General features: G+C 39.3%; 22 protein-coding genes. 15 read left to right on the top strand and 7 right to left on the bottom strand.

Features of this window, described 5'->3' with window-relative positions:
* The 3 genes from IPM34_04640 to IPM34_04650 all read left to right on the top strand — a co-directional run bounded on the left by IPM34_04640 (nt 1) and on the right by IPM34_04650 (nt 4,198).
* Nucleotides 1-177, top strand: a complete 177-nt coding sequence (locus tag IPM34_04640; GenBank protein ID MBK8954830.1) for a hypothetical protein — start codon at nt 1-3, stop codon at nt 175-177.
* Between the two features lie 178 nt (nt 178-355).
* Nucleotides 356-1,813 (top strand): DNA recombination protein RmuC, encoded by a 1,458-nt coding sequence (gene rmuC / locus IPM34_04645; GenBank protein MBK8954831.1) that lies wholly within the window; start codon nt 356-358, stop codon nt 1,811-1,813.
* A gap of 348 nt (nt 1,814-2,161) precedes the next feature.
* On the top strand, nt 2,162-4,198 hold the full coding sequence (locus IPM34_04650; GenBank protein MBK8954832.1) for an Omp28-related outer membrane protein: 2,037 nt from the start codon (nt 2,162-2,164) through the stop codon (nt 4,196-4,198).
* A 481-nt stretch (nt 4,199-4,679) separates the two neighbouring features.
* On the opposite strand, the gene IPM34_04655 is transcribed toward IPM34_04650, so the two are convergent.
* Genes IPM34_04655 through pyk form a run of 4 tightly spaced genes read right to left on the bottom strand, consistent with a single transcriptional unit; the run spans nt 4,680 to nt 9,745 of the window.
* A complete protein-coding gene (locus IPM34_04655; GenBank protein ID MBK8954833.1) occupies nt 4,680-5,834 on the bottom strand; it encodes a peptidoglycan DD-metalloendopeptidase family protein in 1,155 nt (384 codons plus the stop codon).
* 5 nt (nt 5,835-5,839) lie between these two features.
* Nucleotides 5,840-6,643 carry a DUF4292 domain-containing protein gene (locus IPM34_04660; GenBank protein MBK8954834.1) on the bottom strand — a complete coding sequence of 268 codons (804 nt, stop codon included), beginning with the start codon at nt 6,641-6,643 and terminating at the stop codon, nt 5,840-5,842.
* Nucleotides 6,643-8,280, bottom strand: coding sequence for a hypothetical protein (locus IPM34_04665; protein ID MBK8954835.1), 1,638 nt, complete (start codon nt 8,278-8,280; stop codon nt 6,643-6,645). Before IPM34_04665 ends, IPM34_04660 begins: the two co-directional genes overlap by 1 nt.
* A gap of 40 nt (nt 8,281-8,320) precedes the next feature.
* A complete protein-coding gene (pyk, locus tag IPM34_04670) occupies nt 8,321-9,745 on the bottom strand; it encodes a pyruvate kinase (protein ID MBK8954836.1) in 1,425 nt (474 codons plus the stop codon).
* Between the two features lie 160 nt (nt 9,746-9,905).
* On the opposite strand from pyk, the gene IPM34_04675 reads away from it, so the two are divergent.
* From IPM34_04675 to IPM34_04690, 4 genes are all read left to right on the top strand, one after another.
* A complete protein-coding gene (locus tag IPM34_04675; protein ID MBK8954837.1) occupies nt 9,906-10,142 on the top strand; it encodes an acyl carrier protein in 237 nt (78 codons plus the stop codon).
* A gap of 52 nt (nt 10,143-10,194) precedes the next feature.
* Complete coding sequence (gene fabF / locus IPM34_04680; GenBank protein ID MBK8954838.1) at nt 10,195-11,436, top strand: beta-ketoacyl-ACP synthase II; 1,242 nt, start codon at nt 10,195-10,197, stop codon at nt 11,434-11,436.
* Nucleotides 11,437-11,507: 71 nt separating this feature from the next.
* Nucleotides 11,508-12,185 (top strand): ribonuclease III, encoded by a 678-nt coding sequence (rnc, locus tag IPM34_04685; protein MBK8954839.1) that lies wholly within the window; start codon nt 11,508-11,510, stop codon nt 12,183-12,185.
* A 33-nt stretch (nt 12,186-12,218) separates the two neighbouring features.
* Nucleotides 12,219-13,154, top strand: a complete 936-nt coding sequence (locus tag IPM34_04690; protein ID MBK8954840.1) for a hypothetical protein — start codon at nt 12,219-12,221, stop codon at nt 13,152-13,154.
* A 376-nt stretch (nt 13,155-13,530) separates the two neighbouring features.
* Here the strand turns inward: IPM34_04690 and IPM34_04695 are convergent, their stop codons facing one another.
* Entirely contained in the window at nt 13,531-14,241 is a 711-nt protein-coding gene (locus IPM34_04695) for an HAD-IA family hydrolase (GenBank protein ID MBK8954841.1), read from the bottom strand.
* Between the two features lie 325 nt (nt 14,242-14,566).
* On the opposite strand from IPM34_04695, the gene IPM34_04700 reads away from it, so the two are divergent.
* Genes IPM34_04700 through IPM34_04735 form a run of 8 tightly spaced genes read left to right on the top strand, consistent with a single transcriptional unit; the run spans nt 14,567 to nt 22,263 of the window.
* Nucleotides 14,567-15,589 carry a CDP-glycerol glycerophosphotransferase family protein gene (locus IPM34_04700; protein ID MBK8954842.1) on the top strand — a complete coding sequence of 341 codons (1,023 nt, stop codon included), beginning with the start codon at nt 14,567-14,569 and terminating at the stop codon, nt 15,587-15,589.
* 10 nt (nt 15,590-15,599) lie between these two features.
* Complete coding sequence (locus tag IPM34_04705; protein MBK8954843.1) at nt 15,600-16,409, top strand: glycosyltransferase family protein; 810 nt, start codon at nt 15,600-15,602, stop codon at nt 16,407-16,409.
* Nucleotides 16,400-17,257, top strand: a complete 858-nt coding sequence (locus IPM34_04710; GenBank protein MBK8954844.1) for a transketolase — start codon at nt 16,400-16,402, stop codon at nt 17,255-17,257. Before IPM34_04705 ends, IPM34_04710 begins: the two co-directional genes overlap by 10 nt.
* Nucleotides 17,257-18,177 carry a transketolase gene (locus IPM34_04715; GenBank protein MBK8954845.1) on the top strand — a complete coding sequence of 307 codons (921 nt, stop codon included), beginning with the start codon at nt 17,257-17,259 and terminating at the stop codon, nt 18,175-18,177. The genes IPM34_04710 and IPM34_04715 overlap by 1 nt, the downstream gene beginning before the upstream one ends.
* Nucleotides 18,161-19,474, top strand: coding sequence for an aminotransferase class III-fold pyridoxal phosphate-dependent enzyme (locus IPM34_04720; protein MBK8954846.1), 1,314 nt, complete (start codon nt 18,161-18,163; stop codon nt 19,472-19,474). Before IPM34_04715 ends, IPM34_04720 begins: the two co-directional genes overlap by 17 nt.
* 1 nt (nt 19,475) lies before the next feature.
* A complete protein-coding gene (locus IPM34_04725) occupies nt 19,476-20,267 on the top strand; it encodes an SDR family oxidoreductase (protein MBK8954847.1) in 792 nt (263 codons plus the stop codon).
* A gap of 20 nt (nt 20,268-20,287) precedes the next feature.
* Nucleotides 20,288-21,181 (top strand): N-acetylneuraminate synthase family protein, encoded by an 894-nt coding sequence (locus tag IPM34_04730; GenBank protein MBK8954848.1) that lies wholly within the window; start codon nt 20,288-20,290, stop codon nt 21,179-21,181.
* Between the two features lie 8 nt (nt 21,182-21,189).
* A complete protein-coding gene (locus IPM34_04735; protein MBK8954849.1) occupies nt 21,190-22,263 on the top strand; it encodes a sterol desaturase family protein in 1,074 nt (357 codons plus the stop codon).
* A 9-nt stretch (nt 22,264-22,272) separates the two neighbouring features.
* On the opposite strand, the gene IPM34_04740 is transcribed toward IPM34_04735, so the two are convergent.
* Together IPM34_04740 and IPM34_04745 are read right to left on the bottom strand one after the other, a co-directional pair.
* On the bottom strand, nt 22,273-23,118 hold the full coding sequence (locus tag IPM34_04740) for an arsenite methyltransferase (GenBank protein MBK8954850.1): 846 nt from the start codon (nt 23,116-23,118) through the stop codon (nt 22,273-22,275).
* A 43-nt stretch (nt 23,119-23,161) separates the two neighbouring features.
* Nucleotides 23,162-23,497 (bottom strand): winged helix-turn-helix transcriptional regulator, encoded by a 336-nt coding sequence (locus tag IPM34_04745; GenBank protein MBK8954851.1) that lies wholly within the window; start codon nt 23,495-23,497, stop codon nt 23,162-23,164.
* Nucleotides 23,498-23,757: the final 260 nt, after the last annotated feature.

Genomic DNA, 23,757 nt, shown 5'->3' on the forward strand with positions numbered 1-23,757 from the left:
ATGCTTACGCGGAAACTGATTTATTGGATTCTTGCGGCTAGTTATTTCGGATTAGGAATTTTTATCTGGTATACAGAGTTTGTACAGACCCCCTGGCATATTGTATTTGCTGTTGCATGCTTTATTGTGGGTATACTGAGATTCAGGAAAGCATTCCATGCGAATGACCTGGATTGATTTTATTTACTGAAAATTATTTTCAATTGGAAAAAAAGTGCGAATCTTGATATTTGCAGTACATCCATTCGAAGCCATATATTTAAAATGATATTCATCCGATAGTTTCAAATGCTTCTAAAAAAAGTAATACCTTCAGAATTTAAATATATGGACGCCGGAAGGATTAAATTGCTTTATGGAATCATTTGACTTTTTATCTTTTGCCATTGGAGTCTGTTTGGGCCTGATAGCCTTGTTGTTATTCTGGCTCCAGTCATACAAATCCAAAGAAGCCGGTGTAAACAGAGAGGCAGACATCTCCGCGAAGAATCAGATGTTGGAACAAATGAATGCCGAACTCCGTCAGGAGTTGGAAAAATGGCAACAAAGATTGGAATTGAATCAGGAAGAACTCAGGAAGCTGAATGCAGAATACAGCGCACGCAGTCAGTCCTTGTTGCATCAACAGGAATCACTGGAAAACACACTTAAAGAACTGGGTTCTGCGAAAATGGAATTCCAAAATCTGCAGAAAGAACATTTTGAGTTTAAACAAAAAGCAGCGGAATACCAGAGTCAGAATAAACATTTACTCGATAAACTTCAATCACAGAAACTTGAATTTGAAGAGCTCAGAAAACAGTCCTATTTTGAATTTCAGAATATTGCCAACAAAATTCTCGATGAAAAAACACAAAAATTTACGGCAAGCAACAAAGAAAATATAGACAATTTGTTGAAGCCTTTGGGAGAGAATCTGGAAACATTTAAAAAGAAGGTCGAAGAAACTTACGATAAGGAATCCAAACAGCGCTTTTCACTGGAGGAAAAAGTAAAAGAACTGGTGGAGATGAATCAGCGATTAAGTCAGGAAGCGAATAATCTGGCCTCTGCATTAAAAGGACAGTCGAAAAAACAAGGAAATTGGGGAGAAGTCATTTTGGAGAGCATCCTTGAAAAATCGGGCCTGGTTAAAGACCGGGAATATAAAATACAGGTCAGTGTCCAGAACGAAGACGGAAGAAGATTCCAACCCGACATTGTAGTTTATTTGCCCGAATCCCGGGCCATCGTCATCGATTCGAAAGTTTCGCTTGTAGCTTACGACCGGTATTCATCCAGTGAAATCAAGGAAGAACAGGACGCGGCATTGAAAGAACACATTGGATCTATATACAGACACATCGACGAGTTAAGCGACAAACGATACGACACTGTCGCCGGGACTTTGGATTTTACCATGATGTTTATCCCAATCGAGCCGGCATATTTATTGGCTATTCAACAGGATGCTGAACTATGGGCGTATGCCTATGCCAAACGGATCTTGCTGATCAGTCCGACCAATCTCATCGCAGCCCTCAAACTGGTGGCAGATCTCTGGAAGAGGGAGCAACAAAGTAAAAATGCCCTGGAAATAGCCCGACAGGGAGAAAAATTGTACGACAAGATCGTGGGATTTCTGGATACCATGGAAGACGTTGGCAAACACATCAACAAGACTCAGGACAGCTACCTCAAGGCCATCGGACAACTCAAAGACGGCCGGGGTAGTGTAGTGAAACAAGCACAGACCTTAAAAAAATTAGGCATCCTTTCGCAAAAAGAAATTCCGGATACCTTGATTCCGTTTGAGGATGAAACTGAATCCTGATGTCTTCAATCTGAAGAATTGTGGTACGTTAAAAGTTTATACCTAACAATTGTTAGTTTTAAAGGGACCAAGAAACCTCAAATAAATTTGTAAGCAATTTTGTTCGGAAAAGAGAAATCCAGGCCTGACCAGGACCTGAATGCATAGCGAACAGGAAATGGCCTATAAAATATTATTTATTTTTATAATATAATAGGTTCTAATTTTGAATATTAAATACATTATAAAATATAATAATATAAATATTATTAACCTTTCTATGTTAAATATCAGGCCCGGAACCAGATTCTATTAAGAATTCGTTAATTTTGGTGGTCTAATTACTTTATTCACATTTAAATAAATTCTATGAAGCAAATTTTACTATTTGTTTTTTGTTTAACTCTTGGTTATCAGGCCGTTGCTCAGGATACGTTTTTCGACGATTTTGAGTCTTATACCGCCGGTGCTTTCCTTGCAGCCAGCTCCAATCAATGGACCACCTGGAGTGGTGTGAAAGGAGGAGCCGATGATGTCCGTGTAAGCAATGAAAGAGCTTACAGCGGGGTGAATTCTTTAAAATTTTTATCCACATCAGCAAGTGGTGGTCCTGCGGACGTCATTTTGCCTTTTGGAGGAAGAAGAACGTCAGGAACATTCACACTTGAAATGTGGATGTACGTCGTTGCCAACAAAGGCGCCTATTTTAATTTTCAGGGGAATGCAACGGTTGGTCAGGTCTGGTCTCTCGATGCATTTTTTGATCCCAATGGCGATGTGCGATTTACTTTGGGTACCGGGGGAGCAGCTTCAGTTGCCAGCGGAACTCATCCAAAGGGCAGCTGGTTTAATTTGAAAGTCGTTGCCAACATGACCGACAATAACTGGGAAGCATTTGTAGATGGACAATCGCTGGGTTCCTGGTCAAATCCTAACAACGCGGTTGCATCCATGGATTTATATCCAGTGAGTTCCAACAACCAGTCGGAGTATTTTATCGATGACGTGAAATATACATTTGAACCCTTTGTCGCTCCGAATCTCGATGCATCGCTTACTTCCGCTGTTGTCCGTCCAAAAGCACTTACCGGTACTTCATGGCCTGCCACTGTAAAAATCAAAAATGTGGGAAGAACTCAAATCACATCAGCTGAATTGGAGTGGTCGATCAACGGTGGCACTCCTGTAAAGGAAACTTTTACTTTAAGCCTGGATTCTTTAGCAGAATCCAATCCAATAACACTGAGTCAGATGGTGCCTTTCGGAGCAGGCAATACCAAAATTGATTTTGTACTTACTTCTATTAATGGGGGGGCAGATGATAAAGCTGCCAACAATTCCAAATCTTTAAATCTCGAAGGTGTTACTCCAGCGCCTGGAAAGAAAATAGTCGTTGAGGAAGCGACAGGCACCTGGTGCCAATGGTGCCCAAGAGGTGCTGTTTATTTGGATTCTTTGACTAAACTATATCCGCACCATTTCATTGGCGTGGCTGTGCATAACAGGGATCCCATGGCGGTAACTGTATATGATCAGGGACTCACAACGTTCCCTGGTTTCACCGGATTCCCAAGTGTGGTGACCAATCGCCGCACGCTTGGCGATCCAAGCGGTATTGAGCCTGTTTTTTACGATCAGATCGTCGAATTAACTCCGGTAACGCTGGATGTTGGCGCTGCTTTCGATCCGAATACCGGAAATTTAAAGATCGAAGCGAAAGCGCTGTTTTCTGAAGAAGTGAATGGCGATTACCGTTTCAATCTGGTTGTTGTTGAAGATGGTGTAAAAGGAACCGCATCGGGTTATAATCAGGTTAACGCTTATGCAGGAGGTAATTCAGGCGTGATGGGTGGTTATGAGTTGTTGCCGAATCCGGTACCAGCTTCGCGCATGGTTTACAACCATGTAGGAAGAGCCATTCTCGATGGTTGGGCCGGGGTACCCGGTTATCTGCCTACAGACATACCTGCCAATACAACTTACATTAAAGCATATGAGTATGTTATTCCTGCAACTTATGTTTTAGGAAACATTAAATTAGTTGCCATGATGCTGGACCCTAATGGAGAGATCATCAATGCTAATGAAGTGAGCTTCGACGACGCACTTGCAAGAGGATTGTTTACTTCCAGTGAAAATCCGATAGCCGAAGGCTTCGATTGGTATATACATGCCGGACCTGGTTCAGATCTTGGGTATATCCATTTTGACCTCAGCGAAACTGCCGACGTAAGTGTAGCAATTATGGATTTGTTTGGAAAAAATCTGGCCACTAAAAATTATGGCCAAATGTCTGGAGTTGTCGATCTTCCAATTCAAATGTCAGGCCTTGTCAAAGGAACTTATCTGGTAAAATTGAATGTAGATGGAAAATCCGATGTAAAGAAATTTGTAACCACTAACTAATTGCAATAGGTACACAGGATAAAAATCCTGAAATGAAATCTAAAAAGCCATTCCATTATAACGGAATGGCTTTTTTTTTTTTCGTGCTGCTTAATTTAGGACACTGCTAAAAATCCCTGATACATCGTTGTGCAAATTTTTTAAACTCCTCTACCGCTGAGCGGGATACAGCAGTAAACTCTGAGTTAAAAAGATTCACACGCCTCGTCTGAGAGGTTTTTCTAAAGTTCCCTTTATAAGGAATAAAGCAGATCCATGGAATAGAACGAGAAGATAGTTAATGGTTAATGAGAAGCTAACGTTCGTTAGTATGTATGAATTATTACCATGTTATGAACTTTTAACTTAAAGTTCCAATTGATTTGCAAACAATCGGTTTAGTTCTGTTGTTCATTTCTAAAAGCCAAAAAGCCAAAAAGCCAAAAAGCCAAAAAGCCAAAAAGCCAAAAAGCCAAAAAGCCTAAAAGTCTAAAAGTCTTCTTTAATGATCCACCATAAACTTCAAAGGATCTGTGGGTTTACTACCTTCCCAAACTTCGAAATGCAACTCGTAAGCACCAGACTCATTGGGTGAAGATTTTCCGAGCGTTGTTCCTTTGTTTAATAGCTCTCCTTCTTTTAATAAGACGGATTGGAGATTGGAATACACCAGATAATAATTTCCTGTTTTTGTGATCAGAAGATAATCGGATGAAGGCAATCTCCTGATTTGAATGACTTTGGCATCAGCAGCTGATTTTACAAAGGGGCCGGTAGACTGAATATCTATACCATTGTTTCTCAAAACCAGATTCGGATTCCCGGATTCGATATTTTTTCCAAACCGGGATGTAATAATGGGAAAATTGACAGGAAAATTCAATTTGAGAATTTCATTATTTCTCGATGATTTTGTCGATTTATGGTCCAGATCTCTGATGTTGCCGGAAATGATTCGTGCAGCTTCTTCCTTTTTCGTCTTATATGATATCAAATCTTTGTACAAATGTCCTTCGAGATTTTCTAATTCCTTCTTCATACCCTGCAAGGCTACCATATCTTCAAGTAAACATTTGTTTTCATCCTGACTTACTTCGACAAGTGCTTTCTGCACTTTCGTTTTTGCATTTAATTCTTCCTGACGAAATACAAGCATTTGATAAGAAGAATCCAGGGTAGTCATGGTTTGTAATAAATTCTTTTCCAACCATTGCAGAAGGTACCACCTTTTTACCTGATGTTCCAGATTTTCCTGGTGTAATAAACTCAAAACCGGGTTGAATGTAATTTTATGCAGCAGTTTTTTCTTCAGGAAATCCACATATAATTTCTGTGTATTTTGAACATTTATACGGTTCTCCTCAATAATTCTGAGAGACTCTGAAAGATCTTTATTATTCTTTTCGAGATTCGATTTTAAGACATCCAACAATTCATTCCTGTAAGAGATTTGGCTGTTCAGTAATTCTATTTGTCTTAGGGTGTTGGACTTTTTTCCTTTTGCGGATTCCAATAATTTCTCCGTTTGCTTGACCTTGTTAGTAATTTTCTGAAGTTGTTCATGATCTGCGTGGATTTTTTGGGTAGCTTGTTGTGCAGAAATGAGAAGCAGTATCCCGGAACCGGTCGTGCAAAAAATCAATATGGATAACGCCAATATCTTCATTTGGCGATCCGGGTATAATGCTCTGGAATGTTGAAAGACATACTTTTAATAGGCCGGTCATCAAGTTTGTTCCAATACAGAATCAAATTCAAAGGGTCCACCGACGGCTCGGTAAAACGAAATGTAAGTTTGTATGGAATTGATTTTTCATGCAGTGGCCTGTATTCTTCAATTTGACTTTCGAGTAAACGATTTGATTCTTTCCAAATGAAACGTTGGGGTCTTAAATTTAACCGGTCACCATAGAGTAAAATTTGTTCTGACTCGGATTGCCCTTCCAGTAGGTAAGTCTTTCCCTTGAAAGAGAGCCTGTAATCCAAAGTTTCTGGCAAATGATAACCAAACAAAAGTATGTTTTGCAGCATGCATTGATTCAAATGCAATTTTGAATCCAGGAATTCCAGCTGTCGAAGAAGACCCGTGTTAAACGTTTTTTCGATTCGATTGAGCATTTTAAAACTATCCTGGTGGAGCAGTAGTCTTGCGATCTCAATTCCCAATTTACGGATACTGATGTGAATAGCGCTATCGCTCACCAGGGAACTGTGTATGGTAGATTCCAATACTTCATCGGCGTTTTTTATCTGCACCTGTCCTTTTCCTGCGATGTATTTGAATGCAATGTTATTTAACAGAAATTCTCTGAACTGTTCTGCCTGAATTGAATCATTCAGGATAAAATCACTTTTGCGATCATCGGGTATTCCTGAAGTTTTTCTGCTGCATGAGATCACACTCAGGATCACAGTCAGGAAAAAAATAAAATGGCCAAGCCCGAGATTGTTTACGCTGCTTTTCATTATTGTTTCTTGGGAGATTCTCCCAGTTCGTTGGCAAGCCGGATCTGAATTTTACTTTCCAGGTCAGCTCCCGTTTTTTCAAAAATGCGAGCCGCCAGACTGTGGATTTCTGAATTTATAAATTGTTTCTGATTCAACGAGAATTCCATATGTTTTCGGGCTTTTTGAAAATCTCCGGTACATTCATAAAATGCCGCCAGCAAACAATTGATCTTATAATGGTCTGAAGTGGCCATGCTGGAAAGTATTTTTGGATCGTGGCTATCCAATGCCTTTTTTAAAGTACAATCACTTAGATATTTTTCAAGAATAACAACCTGAGTGGGATCGTTTGCGAGAGCCTTTTCCCAATAATTTTTTGAATCTGAGTTCAAAGCATCGAGGACTTTTGCATACAACAAATACAATTGCACAGAGGGATTCTTTTTATGCCGCTGCATGATTTCCAAAGTGGCTAATTTCGATTTGGCCAATGAGTATTCACCGGTTTTAAAACAGGCCAGTGCAAACAGGTAATGGGGATAAGATTGATTGGGATAATAATCGAGACAAGCAATTGCATATTTTTTGGCATCATTCCAGTGAGCCATGTTTTCTAAGGTCTGCAGGAGATTTTCCCAGACTAAATAAGGAACATTGCCCAATTCAACTGCTTGAGTGTAATGTAATTTGGCAGTGGATAAATCGTCCAGAATATAAAAGAGATCTGCAGTAATGCAATGCGTTTTTACTTCAGACGGATAAGCTTTCAGCAAAGCATCGGTGTATTTCATTAACTCTTTCAGCTGAGCATTATTCTCGGAAGCCATTTTTTCCATGACACTGGCCAGACTTTTGATTTTTGTATCTAAATCTGAAGCGGGATTGTTGAAGACGGCATCCAGCAACTGATCGAACGAATTGCCTTGAAGATCGGGCACTTGTTTTTCTGGAGGATATTTGGAATAAACCTGTTCCTTTAGATTCTTGTCATTTGATTTTTCTGTAAGCGCATGAAGATGAGCGACCATTTCAGAATGGCCATTGTATTTAGTGAGACAATTTTCCAACAACTCAACAGCTTTTTTAAATTTTTTAGTTTCACCCAGAATGAATGATTTTTTGATCGCAATTTCAGGAGTGATTCCAAATACCGATTCAGCTTTGTCTAACACCCGCAGAGCATTTGCAAATGAGCCTGACTGCAGATGGTGGTATGCAGCATTGTCGTAGTGCTTGTATTCATTGGGTTCCAGGCGGAACAATTCCTCATGGCAAGCTGCGGCTGCTTCCGGCAAAGCGAGATTTTCCGCGATATTGCTTTTCAAAAGCAGATACCACTTGTTGTCGGGCTCATACCTAATGCTGAGTTCTATGGCATGGTAAGCCTCTTCCTTTTTTCCCTGAGCAAAATAAATACGCGAAAGTATATAATTCGAAACTGAAGTAAATTCGGGATCGTGTTTTAATTTTTCGAGAATATCTATGGCCTTTTGCTGGTTCCCAATAAGTTCCTCTTTGAGCGCATCAACCAACAATGATTCTTGATCTACCACACCCGAACCCGTTTGGGCGGTTAAACCAAATGAAGGATTAAATAGTAAAAAACAAAGGCCGAAAAGTAAAAAGACAGCCGTCGATTTGGATTGAATTTTCATACTGGAATGCAAATTTGCAATATCGATCTTGTTTATTTCTCTATTCTACTTCTGTAACTTTGAGCATGTTGGTTCTGAGTTTTTTCAATATGGGCATACTTCCAGTATTGACAACGAGATCTCCCGCTTTTAATTTTTGATCTTTTTTAAGGATCCCGATGACATCTTCGATGGTTTCATCAGTTGAACTCATTTTATCGTAATAATAACAGCGGACACCCCAAACCAGGTTTAAGGTACCCAACATATATCCGGCATTCGAGAAAATATAAATCGGACAATCTGGTCGGTATGAAGAGGTTTTAAAAGCTGTGTAACCTGAAACAGTCAATCCGATAATAGCCTTTGCTTTGATATCTTCAGCAGTTTTTGCTGCATTAAAGCAAACTACATCCGAAATGAAGGTAGAAGATTTATCGGAAGGCTTTGGTCGTTTTGAGCTGATGGGGTAATGTCTTTCTGCTTCAAAAATGATTTTCTTCATGGCCTGTACAACCTTCACCGGATGTTCACCAATGGATGTCTCAGCACTCAACATGACGGCATCTGTACCATCGAGCACAGCATTGGCCACATCGGTAACTTCAGCTCTGGTTGGACTGGGTTGTTTGATCATGCTATCCATGAGTTGGGTAGCAACGATCACAGGTCTTGCTCTCTGGATACATTTGTTGATGATGGCTTTTTGAAGTGTGGGTAATTTTTCGATGGGAACCTCAACGCCCAGATCACCGCGTGCGATCATGATGGCATTGGAGGATTTGATGATGGCATCTATATTTTTGAGGGCCTCCGGTTTTTCAATTTTCGCAATGACTTTTGCAGGATGTTTGGCTTTTTCAATCAACGCGATCAGATTTTCAATGTCCTCAGCTTTTCTCACAAAAGAAAGAGCAATCCAATTGACTGGTTGTGTCAGCATAAATTCCAGGTCATTCAGATCTTTGGCTGTTAGAGATGGCAGCGAAACTTCTGTATCCGGGAGATTTACCCCTTTGTTTGAACTGAGTTGTCCGCCGAACAAGCATTTGAGTCGGGTGGTGTCCTGTCCGTTGGAATTGAGGACCTGGAAAACCAGTTTGCCGTCATCCAATAATACCGTTTCTCCAGGCTTTACGTCTTTAGAGAAACTTTCATAACTCATGTAAATTTTAGTTTTGTTACCAGGACAAGGCTTGTTAACAAACTCAACCTCATCTCCGGGCTCAAATAGAACCGAGCCGTTTTCGATTTCTCCGATCCTCAGTTTTGGTCCCTGCAAGTCACAGAGGATGCCCAGATGTGCGTCGAACTGCTGGTTGATCTTTTGAATATGCTGAATAATAGTGGCGTAATATTCGTGATTGCCGTGGGAAAAATTAAGCCTGAAGACCGCAACGCCCTCTTTTGCCAGGGCGAGCAGTTGTTCATAAGAACTGCTGGAGGGTCCTACCGTGGCAATTATTTTTGTATTGTGATGAATCATTTAGAGTGAACAGTTGTTTAGAAAGGAATTCCGATAATCTAATAACAACGCAAAGGAACGCTGGTTCCGCTAAAAAAAGCGAAAATATTTTTGGTATTCCTTATGCTTATCCGTTATTTTGCGCATTGGTTTTAAAACAATTATAAAATCCATCTTAACTATGTCAACGATTGCAGAAAGAGTTAAAAAAATTATTGTAGATAAACTGGCTGTTGATGAATCAGAAGTCACCTTAGAAGCTAGTTTTGTAAACGATTTAGGTGCAGATTCCCTTGATACTGTTGAACTTATAATGGAGTTCGAAAAGGAATTTGACACTTCAATACCCGATGACCAGGCTGAAAAAATTCAGACTGTAGGTCAGGCAGTATCCTATTTGGAAGCAAATTGTAAATAAAAAGAATAATCGCGTTTGTTTTCCTGCCGGAGAACAGGCATGACCGGACTGTATGAGACGCGTTGTCGTAACCGGCTTAGGAGCTTTAACCCCCATTGGATTGGGTGTGGAGGCATACCTGGATGGCCTGAAAAACGGGGTCAGCGGGGCATGTCCTATTAGCTATTTTGAACCGGCTTTGTTCAAAACCCGGTTTGCATGTCAGCTTAAGAACTTTGTTGCTGAAAATTTTTTAGACAAGAAGGAAGCCCGGAAGATCGATCCCTTTGCGCAATATGCAATTGTGGCAGCGGATCTTGCGATGGCCGATTCCGGAATCCAGACGGATCAGTGCAATTTAGCCCGATTCGGTGTCATTTGGGGTTCGGGGATTGGAGGATTTAACACCCTTGAAAACGACTTGTCTGAAGCTGCCCTCCACCAGGGTACCCCGCGATACAGTCCTTTTCTGATTCCAAAGCTGATTTCGGATATCGCCCCGGGTCACATTTCCATTAAATATGGTTTGATGGGGATCAATTATGGTACGGTTTCAGCTTGTGCGTCCTCAGCCCATGCGATTACCAATGCATTTGACTACATAAGGCTCAACAAAGCTGATATTATGATTTCCGGTGGCTCTGAAGCAGCTATTACACGCGCAGGAGTTGGAGGTTTCTCCGCCATGAAAGCACTTTCCGAAAGAAACGACGATTACCTGACTGCTTCCAGGCCATATGACAAAGAAAGAGATGGTTTTGTTTTGGGAGAAGGGTCAGGAGCTGTGATTCTTGAAGAGTATGAAATGGCCAGGAAAAGAGGTGCAAAAATTTATGCGGAGATTGTAGGCACCGGAGCCACTGCCGATGCTTATCACATAACAGCTCCACATCCCGATGGATTGGGTGCAAGTACAGCCATGTCGCTGGCCCTTGCCGAATCCGGGTTGCGGACCTCGGAAATTGATTACATCAATACACACGGTACTTCAACCCCACTGGGTGATGTGGCAGAGGCTAAGGCCATTGTACATGTATTCGGGGAAGATGCTTACCGGCTGAATATCAGCTCCACCAAATCGATGACCGGTCACCTGTTGGGAGCTGCCGGTGTCGTCGAAATCATTGCAGGGATCCTTGCAATGCAACATGACTTTATACCCCCTACCATAAATCACTACACGGATGATCCGGAATTGGATCCAAAACTTAATTTTACATTTAATGAAGCCCAGCAAAGAAAAGTAAATGCTTTTTTAAGCAATACCTTTGGATTTGGGGGGCATAACAGCTCCGTGATATTTAAAAAATGTTAGGATTTCTATACAAGTATTACAAGAAAACCAATCACAAGTTTTTTTCGAAGGACAAGCATTTTGCAGAGCGGTTGCAATACCTGATTGGATTTACACCGTCCAATTTGTACATTTTTAAACTTTCATTCTACCATAAATCGACGCTTAATAACCTGACTTCAGAATCACCCGGATTGTATCAATCAAACGAGCGATTGGAATATCTGGGCGATGCATTGCTGAGTTTTGTCGTTGGTGAATATCTTTTTAAAAAATACCCGGGTGCCAATGAGGGATTTTTAACGAAGATGAGGTCAAAAATCGTAAAAAGGAAAATGTTGAACTACATTGCAGAACAAATGGGGCTGGATCATTTGATGATTGAATTCAACCAAACAGCCATTTCGCAATCGATGTTGGGCAATGCTTTGGAAGCACTGATTGGTGCTATTTACATCGAACAGGGTTTTGAATTTACCAAACAGTTCATTTTAAATAAGATCCTCAAAAAATTTATCAACATCGATCATCTCGAAGTTTTTGACGACAATTATAAAAGCCAATTGCTGGAGTGGTGTCAGAAAAATTCTAAAGAAATTGATTTTAAAGTCATCAATAAATTCAAATCGGATAAAAGAGACCGTTTTAAAATTGGGGTCATTATCGACGGAGTAGAAGTTTCCAGTGCTGAGGATTTCAATAAAAAAAGTGCAGAACAATTTGCGTCGCAGATGGCCCTCAAGCAACTGGGTATATTCGAAGAGAATTGATTCTCCGGATAAGTTCCTTCAATTAATTTTTCTGTGTCTATACATTTTTCAAGACTTCAAGAAAAAAAGGAAGAAAATTTCCTGGAAGGTTGTAATCTATTGCATAGTTGGTTGCAGGATACCCTTACTACCGGACTTTATTCCAATAAGCAACTTGATAAGTCGATGAGTGAGCTATCTTCCCGGTTGGTTGATTTTGGACTGCCTTCTGTTGCAAGAAAACTCCGGGTACTCCGGAATTCATTATCGGATGGAAAAGAAATTACAGAATTGGTTTTTCCTGTATTTAGTGAACTGAGTTTATTTTGTCGGATGATGGAGCAACTGGGATCACTGGATATGCTGGAAAAAGAGGATTTATTGACTTATGCAGGAATTCCATTTCTTAAAAAGCAGATACCGGAAGAACATGCAGTACAGGATTCATGGATGTATCTTGGCATGTCCCGGGATACTGAAGAGAAAATGCAGGTTTACCGCCATTGGTTTTATGGAATACACGGGCATAAAAACTGTCTGTATATTGAATTCAAATTTGGAAATTGGAACAACTCATCCCTGTTTTTTCCAGGCCAAATATATCGGGGAGCAGTTTCTTATTTTCCATCCAGAGTCCCGGTCCGGATTGCAGAACCACCTGCTAAAAAGGGGCAACTTATAAAATGCGAGATAGACCAGTTTCATACAGTAGAACAGGCCTTGGATCACTTTGCCTGGCTCATGAGTTACAATCCATTTATTCAATCCTACACCTACCTATTAAAAGATGTCAGATTTGCCTGCGAACAAAATAAATGGTATGTATTTGACAATAAAAGTGGAGGCATTCTTCTTGACCATGATCTCACAGAGATTCCCCGCCTAGTCAGTTTAAGCAATCATCCCCAATGCCAATTTGTAGCCGAATATAAACCTCATGCGTTCAGGTTTTTAAATGTCATCATCGATGGAAAGTTGGTTGGATGCTAGAAGATAGATGATAGATGTTAGTTGATAGTTATTAGTTATTAAGTTGTTTGTTTATTTGTTACTATACAAAAAGTCAAAATCCCGATAAAATTACATAATATTTTAGTAAAGAAATAATTCTCTAAATTTTATAGGGACAAAAAGTCAAAAGGTCGAAATCCCGATAAAATTGCATAATATTTTTGTAAAGAATTAATTCTCTATATTTTATCGGGACTACAACTACAAGCCTACAAGCCTAAAAGCCTCCATGCCTCCAAGCCTCCAAGCCTAAATATCTCAACTAACAACCGTACGTTAAATTCATTAAAAATTCACATTTCACTTTACACTTCCGCCTTTCGCCTTCTGGGCTTTTTGCTTTCAGCTTTTGGCTTCAATCTTCTTTCCTTCCTTTCATCAGCCCTTGTTCATTCATCAGATCAAAAAGTTCTGACATATGCTGAAATGGAATGGCATCGTGTTTATGGAATAATTCAGAATTGGTTTCAGCTGTATATCCCATACATTTCATTCCTGCACGTTTGGCAGCGAGTGCTCCGTGCTCGCTATCTTCAATAATCAAACATTCAGTCAGGTCATAACCGCTGTTCTTGGCAGCATGAATAAAAAGCTCCGGATCGGGTTTGAATTTTTGGATATCGTGGCCTGAAAAAATAGAAGATTCTTTAAAATACGTCTGCAATCCTGTAATTTCAAGGTTATGATTAATTTTTATCCTGGGACCGTTGGACGCCACACACATCGATCTGTTTAAAGATTTTAAAATATTCTCAACACCAGGAATTGTCTGCAATTCATTTCTGAATAACTCAAAACTTCTGGCCCTGTAGGCCTGTTCAATTTCAAAATGATCAGGTACATTTGAATTTTCCTTGACGTAATCAATAGCTTTATAAATAGATCCGCCTTTGAGAGATTGATAAACTTCATTCAAAGTCAATTGTCCTCCCCATTCCTGAATGATTTGATAAAAGGCTTTGGCAGCGAGATGTTCGCTATCGACGAGAACCCCGTCACAATCCCAAATGACTAATTGAATTTCCCGGATATCGGGTTTTTTTAATTCATCTGCAATTGTATTCATTATGGTCAGCCCTGTTTTGAAAATTACACAAAGATACAAGTGTGGTCTTTTTTCTGTCCCATTTGTTTTCGAATTCTCAATGTTGTAAAAATTTAATTTACTTTGAATTTATGGTATTGAAGAGATTCCTGTGAGTTTTAGGTTTTGATTGATTTAAAATTATATGAATTCAATATTAACTGTTTGTATGGGTAATTTTACTTAAAGTTTAAATATCAATTTTATGTTAAGATATAAATAGTTTAATATCTAATTATGATTAAATAATTAATTGCATATTGATTTGTAATAGGCCTGATTCTAATTTTATGCCCTAAAGCTCTCCATGAAAAGGAAAATATTACATATAGTTGGTTCATTAAATCAAACCAAACAGTTACACAAGATATCGCTGGAGATGCCAGAGTACGATCATTACTTCAGCCAGTTTTTTGGAGAAGGTATATTATTTAAGTGGATGGCGGAAAGTGGTTGGTTGGATTGGACCATCATGGGCACTCAAAGTGCTTTCCGTAGAGAGCAACACCAATATTTGCAGTCAGTTCAGGCCAATTACGATTATCGTGGTGACCAATTCAAAGATGAATATGAGATGGTATTTATGTGTAGTGATTTGATGGTTCCAAAAAAATTTCCGCATGCAAAGTTGGTTTTCGTTCAGGAAGGAATGACTGATCCGGTGACCCGTAAATCCATGTTTGTTAAAAATTTAGGATTACCTGCATGGTTTGCAGGAGACACGTCGTTGAATGGATGTTCAAATAAATGTGATCTGTATTGTGTGGCTTCTGAAGGGTATTCCAAATTTTTTAGTGAAATGGGTACAGATGCATCAAAAATCCGTGTAACCGGGATTCCAAATTTTGATCATGTAGCTTCATTTACAAGCAATAACTTTCCGGAAAAAGATTACGTTTTGGTATGTACATCTGATATCAGGGAAGTCGGAGGAAAAGAGAACCGTGTTGAATTCCTGAATTATTGTAAAAAGGTAGCACAGGATCGAAAGATTATTTTTAAGCTGCACCCCAATGAAAAACCGGAACGAGCGACTCATGAAATCAGAAAAGTATTCGGGGAATTGGCTGTTATCTATACTTCATTTGAAACAGAAACGCTCATAGCTAATTGTGGTGAGTTAATTACACAGTATTCTTCAGTGGTATATATCGGTATGGCTCTTGGAAAAAAGGTGCATTCATTTTTTCCACTATCGCAGCTTAAAGAAAGAGTTCCTATTCAAAACGGAGGCACTTCTGCGAAATTAATTGCAGAATTAGCAAAATCCCTGTTGTTGGAAGAGGAACTGGAGTTTATTCCAGCATTGAGATATTACCGGAGTGCATAACTAATGTTCAATGAGTAAAATTGTAACATTAATTCAAGCGAGGACGGGATCAAAAAGATTTCCTGCTAAAATACTTAAGCCAGTCCTGGATCAAACCATGTTATACAGAATGGTGGAAAGAGTGCGACATTCTGAAAGCTGTAGTGAGGTTGTTGTCATCACGACAGATCTTCCTGAGGATAGGATTATTGAAAAAATATGCGAAAAGCAAGGTTGGAGTTGTTACCGGGGTAGTGAACTCGATTTGTTGGATCGTCATTATAAGGCTGCCAAATATTTTGGAGCCGATATAGTCCTGAAAATTCCTTCGGATTGTCCTCTAATCGATCCTGCCATTATCGATAAAACTGTGCAATTTTATTTAAATCATTCATTTGACTATGTAAGTAATTTACATCCTCCAACTTATCCAGACGGAAATGATGTTGAAGTTTTTAGTATGGACACTCTTGAATACACTTGGGTAACAGCACAAAAGGATTTTGAAAGAGAACATACAACGCCTTTTATTTGGGAAAACAGAGACCTTTTTTACGTGGGAAATGTTTTTTGGGAATCGGGTTCAAATTTTTCTATGACGCACCGGTTTACTTTAGATTATCCGGAAGACTATCAGTTTATCAATGCTATTTACAATAAACTTTATCCGGTTCAGCCTCATTTTACATTGTGCGATATCCTGGAATTGCTCGAGAACGAACCACAGCTTAAAGAAATTAATTCAAAATATGCAGGTGTAAATTGGTATCGTCATCATTTGAAAGACCTCAAGACAATTTCTGAAGTTGAAACCAAAATTCAAACAGAATTATGCAAATAGCGCAGCAAGATAAGTTAAAAGAAATTGCTTTTCGTGTCAGAGCACACATCATCGATCTTTCAACAAATGGAGGTTGTTTTATCGGCGCATCTTTGTCCTGTGCTGATATACTTGTCTACCTGTATTTTGAATTTTTGAATTTAGATAAATCTTCATTAAGTGACCCCCGGAGAAATATTCTTTTACTTTCTAAAGGGCACGATGTTCCGGCATTGTATGGCTGTCTGGCAGAATTGGGAATTCTCGAAAAGGAAAGACTTAAAAATCATTTAAAAACAAATGACTCGATTTATTGGCATCCAAACAGAGCAGTGCCTGGTATAGAGTTTCATTCCGGGTCTCTCGGTCAGCTCCCATCGGTTGGATTGGGTATTGCATTGGATTGCAAAATGAGGAATATCGAAAATCATGTAATCGTCATAGTGGGAGATGGTGAATTAAATGAAGGATCTGTGTGGGAGTGTTTGTTAGTTGCTTCTGCATTTAAAACAAACCGACTCTGTTTCGTAGTCGACAGAAATTACTTTCAAGCGAATAAAGCAACAGAAGAACTAATTCCATTGGAACCCCTTGAAATCAAATTTGAAGCATTTGGAGCTGCAGTTACCAGAGTCGATGGTCATGACTTTGAGCAATTGGATCATGCGTTTAAAAAACTCCCACTTTCAAACGATAAACCTTCTGTCATTATCTGTGATACGGTAAGAGGTAAGGGCCTCCCCAGTATCGAAAACAGAGCAGATCGTTGGTTTGTTAATTTTGATGAGAAAGAGGTTAAAGCACTTCATGCTGAATTAAACGGACAATCACCAGCTCATATTTATTCTGAAACTTTAACTGTGAGATGATGAATTACCAGGAATTGCTAACAGAATTAGCCAACAAAGACGAACGATTGTTAGTTTTGACTGCTGAGAACAGGGCCCTGATCAGGGATTTACCCGGTACCTTAGGTGAGAGATTTATCGATGTTGGAATCGCAGAACAGACTATGATTGGTATGGCTGCAGGATTGGCACTGAGAGGCCGGATTCCCATTTGTCATGCACTTGCATCTTTTCTGATATTCAGAGCATATGAATTCATCAGAAATAATGTGGGCATTCCGGGGCTTCCGGTCAAATTAAGCGGATATATTCCTGGCTTTTTATCGGAAGCAAATGGCCCAACTCATCAGGCCCTGGAAGATATGAGTCTTATGCGGGGAATTCCCAACATGGAAGTTTATTGTCCGGCTGATCAGGGAGATATGATCAATATGTTGCATGACGTCTGGACATCTGATAAGCCAGCTTATATTAGAATCAATACGAGAACTTCAGAATTTGAGCATTCGCCTTTTAAACGGGGAGAAGCGGAAGTTATCTCTATCGGAAACGATGTAAATATCATATCTGCGGGATTTTTATTTGAGGAAGCCATGAAAGTAAAATCAATGCTTGAAATGCAAGGAATTTCAACAGGCCTGACCAACATCAGATCGTTGAAGCCCATGGATGAAGCCACATTGATTAAGATCGCACAAAAGAATTCCTGGATCATTACCATGGAAGATCACTTTAAAACAGGCGGATTGTATTCTGCAATTACTGAAGTCTATGTAAGAAATAGGATGAAGGCAAAAGTATTGCCCTTTGCTATGGATGATCAGTGGTTCAGACCATCCTTGCTTAATGAGGTATTAAAATTTGAAGGCTTTACTGCTGAAGCCATTTTTAATAAAATTTATAAACAGATCAACTGCCTGCAATATGTCCAATTCAATTAAATGGAATAGCAATTATCCTGATATTTCGAAATCCTTGGATTTGCTTTCAAAAGCCAGGAAAATAATGCATCCGGTGTCACAGACGCTTGCCAAGGCTCCGGGGCAATTTAGTGAGGGAGTTTGTCCGGTGTTTGTTGAAAAGGCAAAAGGAAACCGGATTTGGGATGTTGATGGTAATAAATACTTGGATTATTACGCTGCGATTGGTCCGATTTCATTGGGCTATTGTTATGAACGGGTCGACAACGCCATTCGGGAGCAACTTTCAAAGGGAATTACCTTTTCATTGATGCATCAGTTGGAATATGAAGTTTGCGAGTTGATGCACGAACTCATACCCAATGCTGAAAGTATAAGGATCAGTAAATCCGGAGCCGATGTATGCAGTGCAGCGATCCGGGTCGCCCGGGCTTTTACAAAAAGAGATCACATATTATGTTGTGGTTACCATGGTTGGCATGACTGGTATATCGGAACTACCACCCGAGATTATGGAATACCCGAAGAGGTAAAATCACTTACCCAAACATTTAAATACAACGACCTGGATGATGTAAAAGCAAAATTGGATCATTCTGTTGCTGCCGTCATACTCGAACCTGTGGTCTTTGAAGCGTGCGAACCTGGATTTCTCGAAGGATTAAAAAAACTTTGTGAAGAGAATGGAAGTCTATTAATTTTTGATGAAATGTGGACCGGATTCCGTCTGGCCATTGGTGGTGCTCAGGAATATTTTAATGTAAAACCGGATCTTGCTGTTTACTCAAAAGCTGTGGCGAATGGGATGCCGATCGCCTTTCTAACAGGCCGAAAGGATGTCATGCAGTTGTTTGAAAAGGATGTTTTCTTTTTCACAACGTTTGGTGGTGAATCTTTGTCATTAGCAGCAACAAAAGCAACTATTTCTGAACTTATTGAAAGGAATGTACCAGAATATTTACGAACAATTGGTAGTTTGTTGAAGGATGGACTTAATGATTGCATTAATCAGCATGAATTAGGCGATTATATGCAGTGCATTGGATATCCTTGCCGGACACTTTTAAATTTAAAAAGTGCAGTCGAATCGCCATTAAGTGTTTATGCATTTATTCAACAAGAATTGCTCAAATTCGGAATCTTATGGAGTAAATTTCATAACATGACTTATTCATTTTCAGACGAGGATATTTCGTATACGTTGCGAGCATATGATGAAGTTTTAAGGATGGTGAAGTTGGGATTGGAGAAGGGAAATATTTCAGAGCAACTTGTTGGTCGGCCAATGGATGTTGTATTCCGGCCTTTAAAATTCTAAAATGCAAAATATGTTTTCATTAGAAGGTAAAGTTGCTCTAGTAACAGGTGCTGCCGGATTGTTGGGTCGAAATCATTGTGCAGCTCTACTGGAGAATGGTGCAGTGGTTATAGCCTGCGATTTGAGTTTTAAGGAAGAACAAATTGTAAAAGGCACCATTCCGTATGAAATGGATGTAACCCATGTGGAATCCATCAAACATGTTTTTAAAGATGTACTTGACAAATACGAAACCATTGATGTATTGGTGAACAATGCAGCTGTAAATGAAATGTTTGAGGATCCCAAACAAGCTTTGGAACTTTCCAAATTTGAAAATTTTCCTATTGAATTGTGGCAAAAATCATTAGACGTAAATTTAACCGGAACATTTCTCTGCAGCCAGATTTTTGGAACACATATGGCAGGTAAAAGATCCGGAAGCATCATCAATATTGCCTCAACTTATGGAATAGTGGGACCTGATCAAAGTATTTACCTCGATCAGGCCGGTTTTCAGAATTTTTATAAATCAGCAGCATACCCGGCTACAAAATCAGGAGTGATTGGATTTACAAAGTTTTTGGCTTCCTATTGGGGTGCACAACAAGTTAGAGTCAACGCATTGAGCCCGGGTGGAGTTGAGAATCAGCAAGAATCGTGGTTTGTTAAAAATTATGCCTCAAAAACCTGCTTGAAAAGGATGGCAAATCCATCAGATTACAAAGGTGCGCTGGTATTTCTGGCCAGTGATGCATCTACCTATATGACAGGAGCCAATCTCGTGGTAGATGGAGGTTGGACTGCAATTTAAATTTAAAAAAAAAATCGGATATGAAAGAAATTATTTTATCAAATGGAAAAGCAATAGGACCAGATCATTCTTGTTTTATTATTGCTGAAATTGGAATCAATCACAATGGTGATTTGGATCTTGCAAAGAAATTAATTCTGGAGGCATCTCTGGCAGGTTGTGATGCTGTTAAATTCCAAAAGCGAACTCCTGAAATCTGTACTCCGCGAGAAGAATGGGATCGCATGCGCGATACACCCTGGGGTCGAATGAAATACATAGATTATCGACATAAAGTTGAGTTTGATTTTACCGATTACAAAGAAATAGACCGGTATTGTAAATCTTTAGGTATAGATTGGTTTGTTTCCTGCTGGGATGTGGAAGCTGTTGATTTTATCGAGCAATTTGATCCTGTGATTTATAAGGCTTCTTCAGCTTCTTTAACTGATTTGGACTTGTTGAAGAAAATGAAAAGCACTGGTAAACCATTAATTCTTTCGACTGGAATGTCTACGTTGGAACAAATCATGAATGCAACAGATGTTTTAGGTTTGGATCAAATACTCATTGCACATTCGACTTCTTCATATCCATGTCCTTTGGAGGAGTTGAATCTCAGGATGATACATGCGCTAATGGAATTGTATCCAAATAATGTAATCGGATATTCAGGTCATGAAACCGGATTGGCAACAACACTTGCAGCAGTTGCCATGGGTGCAGCATTTGTTGAAAGACATTATACTCTGGATCGTGCTATGTGGGGTTCAGACCAGGCTGCATCGGTTGAAGTGGAAGGCATGAGGAGGCTGGTCAGGGATATTCGAGATATCGAAAAAGCAAAAGGCGATGGTATTAAACGCGTATATGAAAGTGAATTGGGCCCGATGAAACGTCTTCGTAAAATTTATGCGGAACAACCATTGGTTTAATTCCTGGAATGGGTTTTATGGATGGATTCAGGCAACTCGATCCTTTTGAGATTGAAAAAGCCGGCACCTTTATACTGGTATTTTTTATTTCCCTGATCGTTGTTCTTGAGCGATTTTTTCCCTACCAAAAGGGAATTAAAATTTTCAGAAAAGGATTCTGGATGGACTTGCTATGGTATACTTTGATTCAAAGTTATATCTTAAAACTGATCATATTTGATTTGGTGATCCTGCCTTTGAAGGAATTTATGGGATTTAGTGAAAGTGGGATGATCAGCCATTGGCCGATTTGGCTGTTGATTATTTTCTTTCTCGTGAGCCATGACTTGTATATTTATTGGTTTCACAGATGGCAACACAGCAATAAATGGTTGTGGAAAACACATGAAGCGCATCACAGTGTTCGGGATGTTGATTGGCTTGCAGGATCCAGATCACACCCGGCTGAGATCCTGATTAATCAAACCATTGAGTTCGCACCAATATTTTTTTTATTGGATGCGAAAACTGCAGCAATTGTCGTCCCGATTAAAGCATTGATAGATGCAATTTGGGGAATCTGGATCCACTCCAACCTGAATTTCAGATTGGGGAAATTGATTTATTTAATCAACGGGCCCGAGATGCATCATTGGCATCATGCGAATCACAGAGAAGTATATTATGCCAATTTTGCAACCAAGTTTTCGGTTTTTGACTGGATATTTAAAACAGCTTTTCTGCCTGGTAAAAATCCATTAAAATGGAAAGTGAATAAACCCTTACTGGCCGGACTTCCATACAAGTTTCCTGAAACTTACCCGGGACAATTGTTTTATATTTTCGGCAAAAAAAATTTGGAGAATTTAAATTCATTGAAGTTTTTAAGTGTGTTTAGAAATATATTTCGTCAGATGCTCGATTCTGCTTTAATAAATAAAATGATTTCAAAATGGTCCGAACTTTTTTCGGATCAGAATAATCCAAAGTATCTTATAGAAAACGATCCAGCGAAATGCATCCGCTGTGGTAGTACGATGCGATTTTTCTATGAGCAAGATCAATTAAAAACTCAATGTTTAAAATGTGGTTCACTGGGTTGAATGCAAAATTCAATTGCAACAACCAGGAGCGCAGCAGGAGGATTTCGATTTTGGCTTTTGTGCAAATACGCTGATGCTGTAAATTCCAAACGCTCCTTGTTGGTATTTTTTAAGATCTTCTTCATCTAAATATTGAGACAAGATGTCTGCAGGGATTTCTATAGGTCTGAATTTTTGAATTTCAAGCGATTCAAATCCAGCTGCATTGATATGATTGAGGTAGTCTTGCTCTTGAATCGCGCCGGAAACACAACCGGCATACATTTCAGCCTGATCTTTTAATTTCTCAGGAAGCTCCCCTTTAAGAACTACATCCGATATAGAAAAATGACCACCTGGTTTCAAAACCCTGTAGATTTCATGGAAGACTTTTTCTTTATCAGGTACGAGGTTCAAAACACAATTGCTGACAACTACATCTGCGAAGTTGTCTTTTATAGGAAGATCCTCAATGTCTCCTTGCAAAAATTCGACATTTTCCAATCCGAGTTTTTGAGCATTAATTCTGGCTTTTTCGATCATTTCAGGGGTGAAGTCAATACCAAGGACCCGGCCTTCCGAGCCTGTCTGTGCTCTTGCAACAAAGCAATCATTTCCGGCCCCAGATCCCAGATCTACGACTACGTCTCCCTTCCGGATTTTGGCAAATTCGGTCGGTAAGCCACAGCCCAAGCCAAGATCTGCATCCTGATTGTAACCTTGAATACTGCTGTAGTCTTCAGTCATAATGTTGTAGACTTCCGTGCTGCAACCGCCTGATCCACAGCAAGATGATTGATTTGTTTCTTTGGATTGGAGAGCAATCTGGGCATATTTTTCGCGCACAATTTGTTTGAGTTCATTTGTATTTTTCATATAACATTTTTTATATTAAACGTAATATTACGATAAATGTTGACTAGGAGCAACAATTTTTTGATCCTTCGGGAGAAGTGCCCAGAAAAGCAGATAAAGTCTTCCCTATTTTAATCCAGACATTTTTGTTGATGCAATAACAAACTGCAGGTCCCTCAACTTCTCCTATTATTAAATCAGCAGCTTTCAATTCTTTGAGGTGCTGGCTGATGGTGCTTTGTGCTAAAGGGAGTTCTTCGACGATTTCTCCGCACACACATTGATTTCTTTTAAGTAATACTTTGAGTATCGCAATCCTCGCCGGATGTGCAAGTGCTTTAGCATATTTTGCCAGTTCATTTTCACCGGCAGTAAATAATTCTGATTTACTGGTGCCCATTTTAATCGCAAATATACGATAAAACGATTGGAAAGGTCTGAGAGGTCCGGGCTTTTATGACATCAAGTTGAATTAAATAGCAATCAACCTGTAATTCATTTTAGACCTGCATAATTTCGAATGGCAAATAATATTTTTAATGGCTTTACCGGTAATGTCGTGGGTACCTTCATTAAGAAAATTACAATAACTTAACATAGACAACATAATAAATACACATAAAATTTACAAAAAGATTAAGTTTATATAACTACAGGATT

The organism is Saprospiraceae bacterium (assembly GCA_016716185.1).
In the GTDB taxonomy this organism is placed as follows: Bacteria; Bacteroidota; Bacteroidia; order Chitinophagales; family Saprospiraceae; genus Vicinibacter.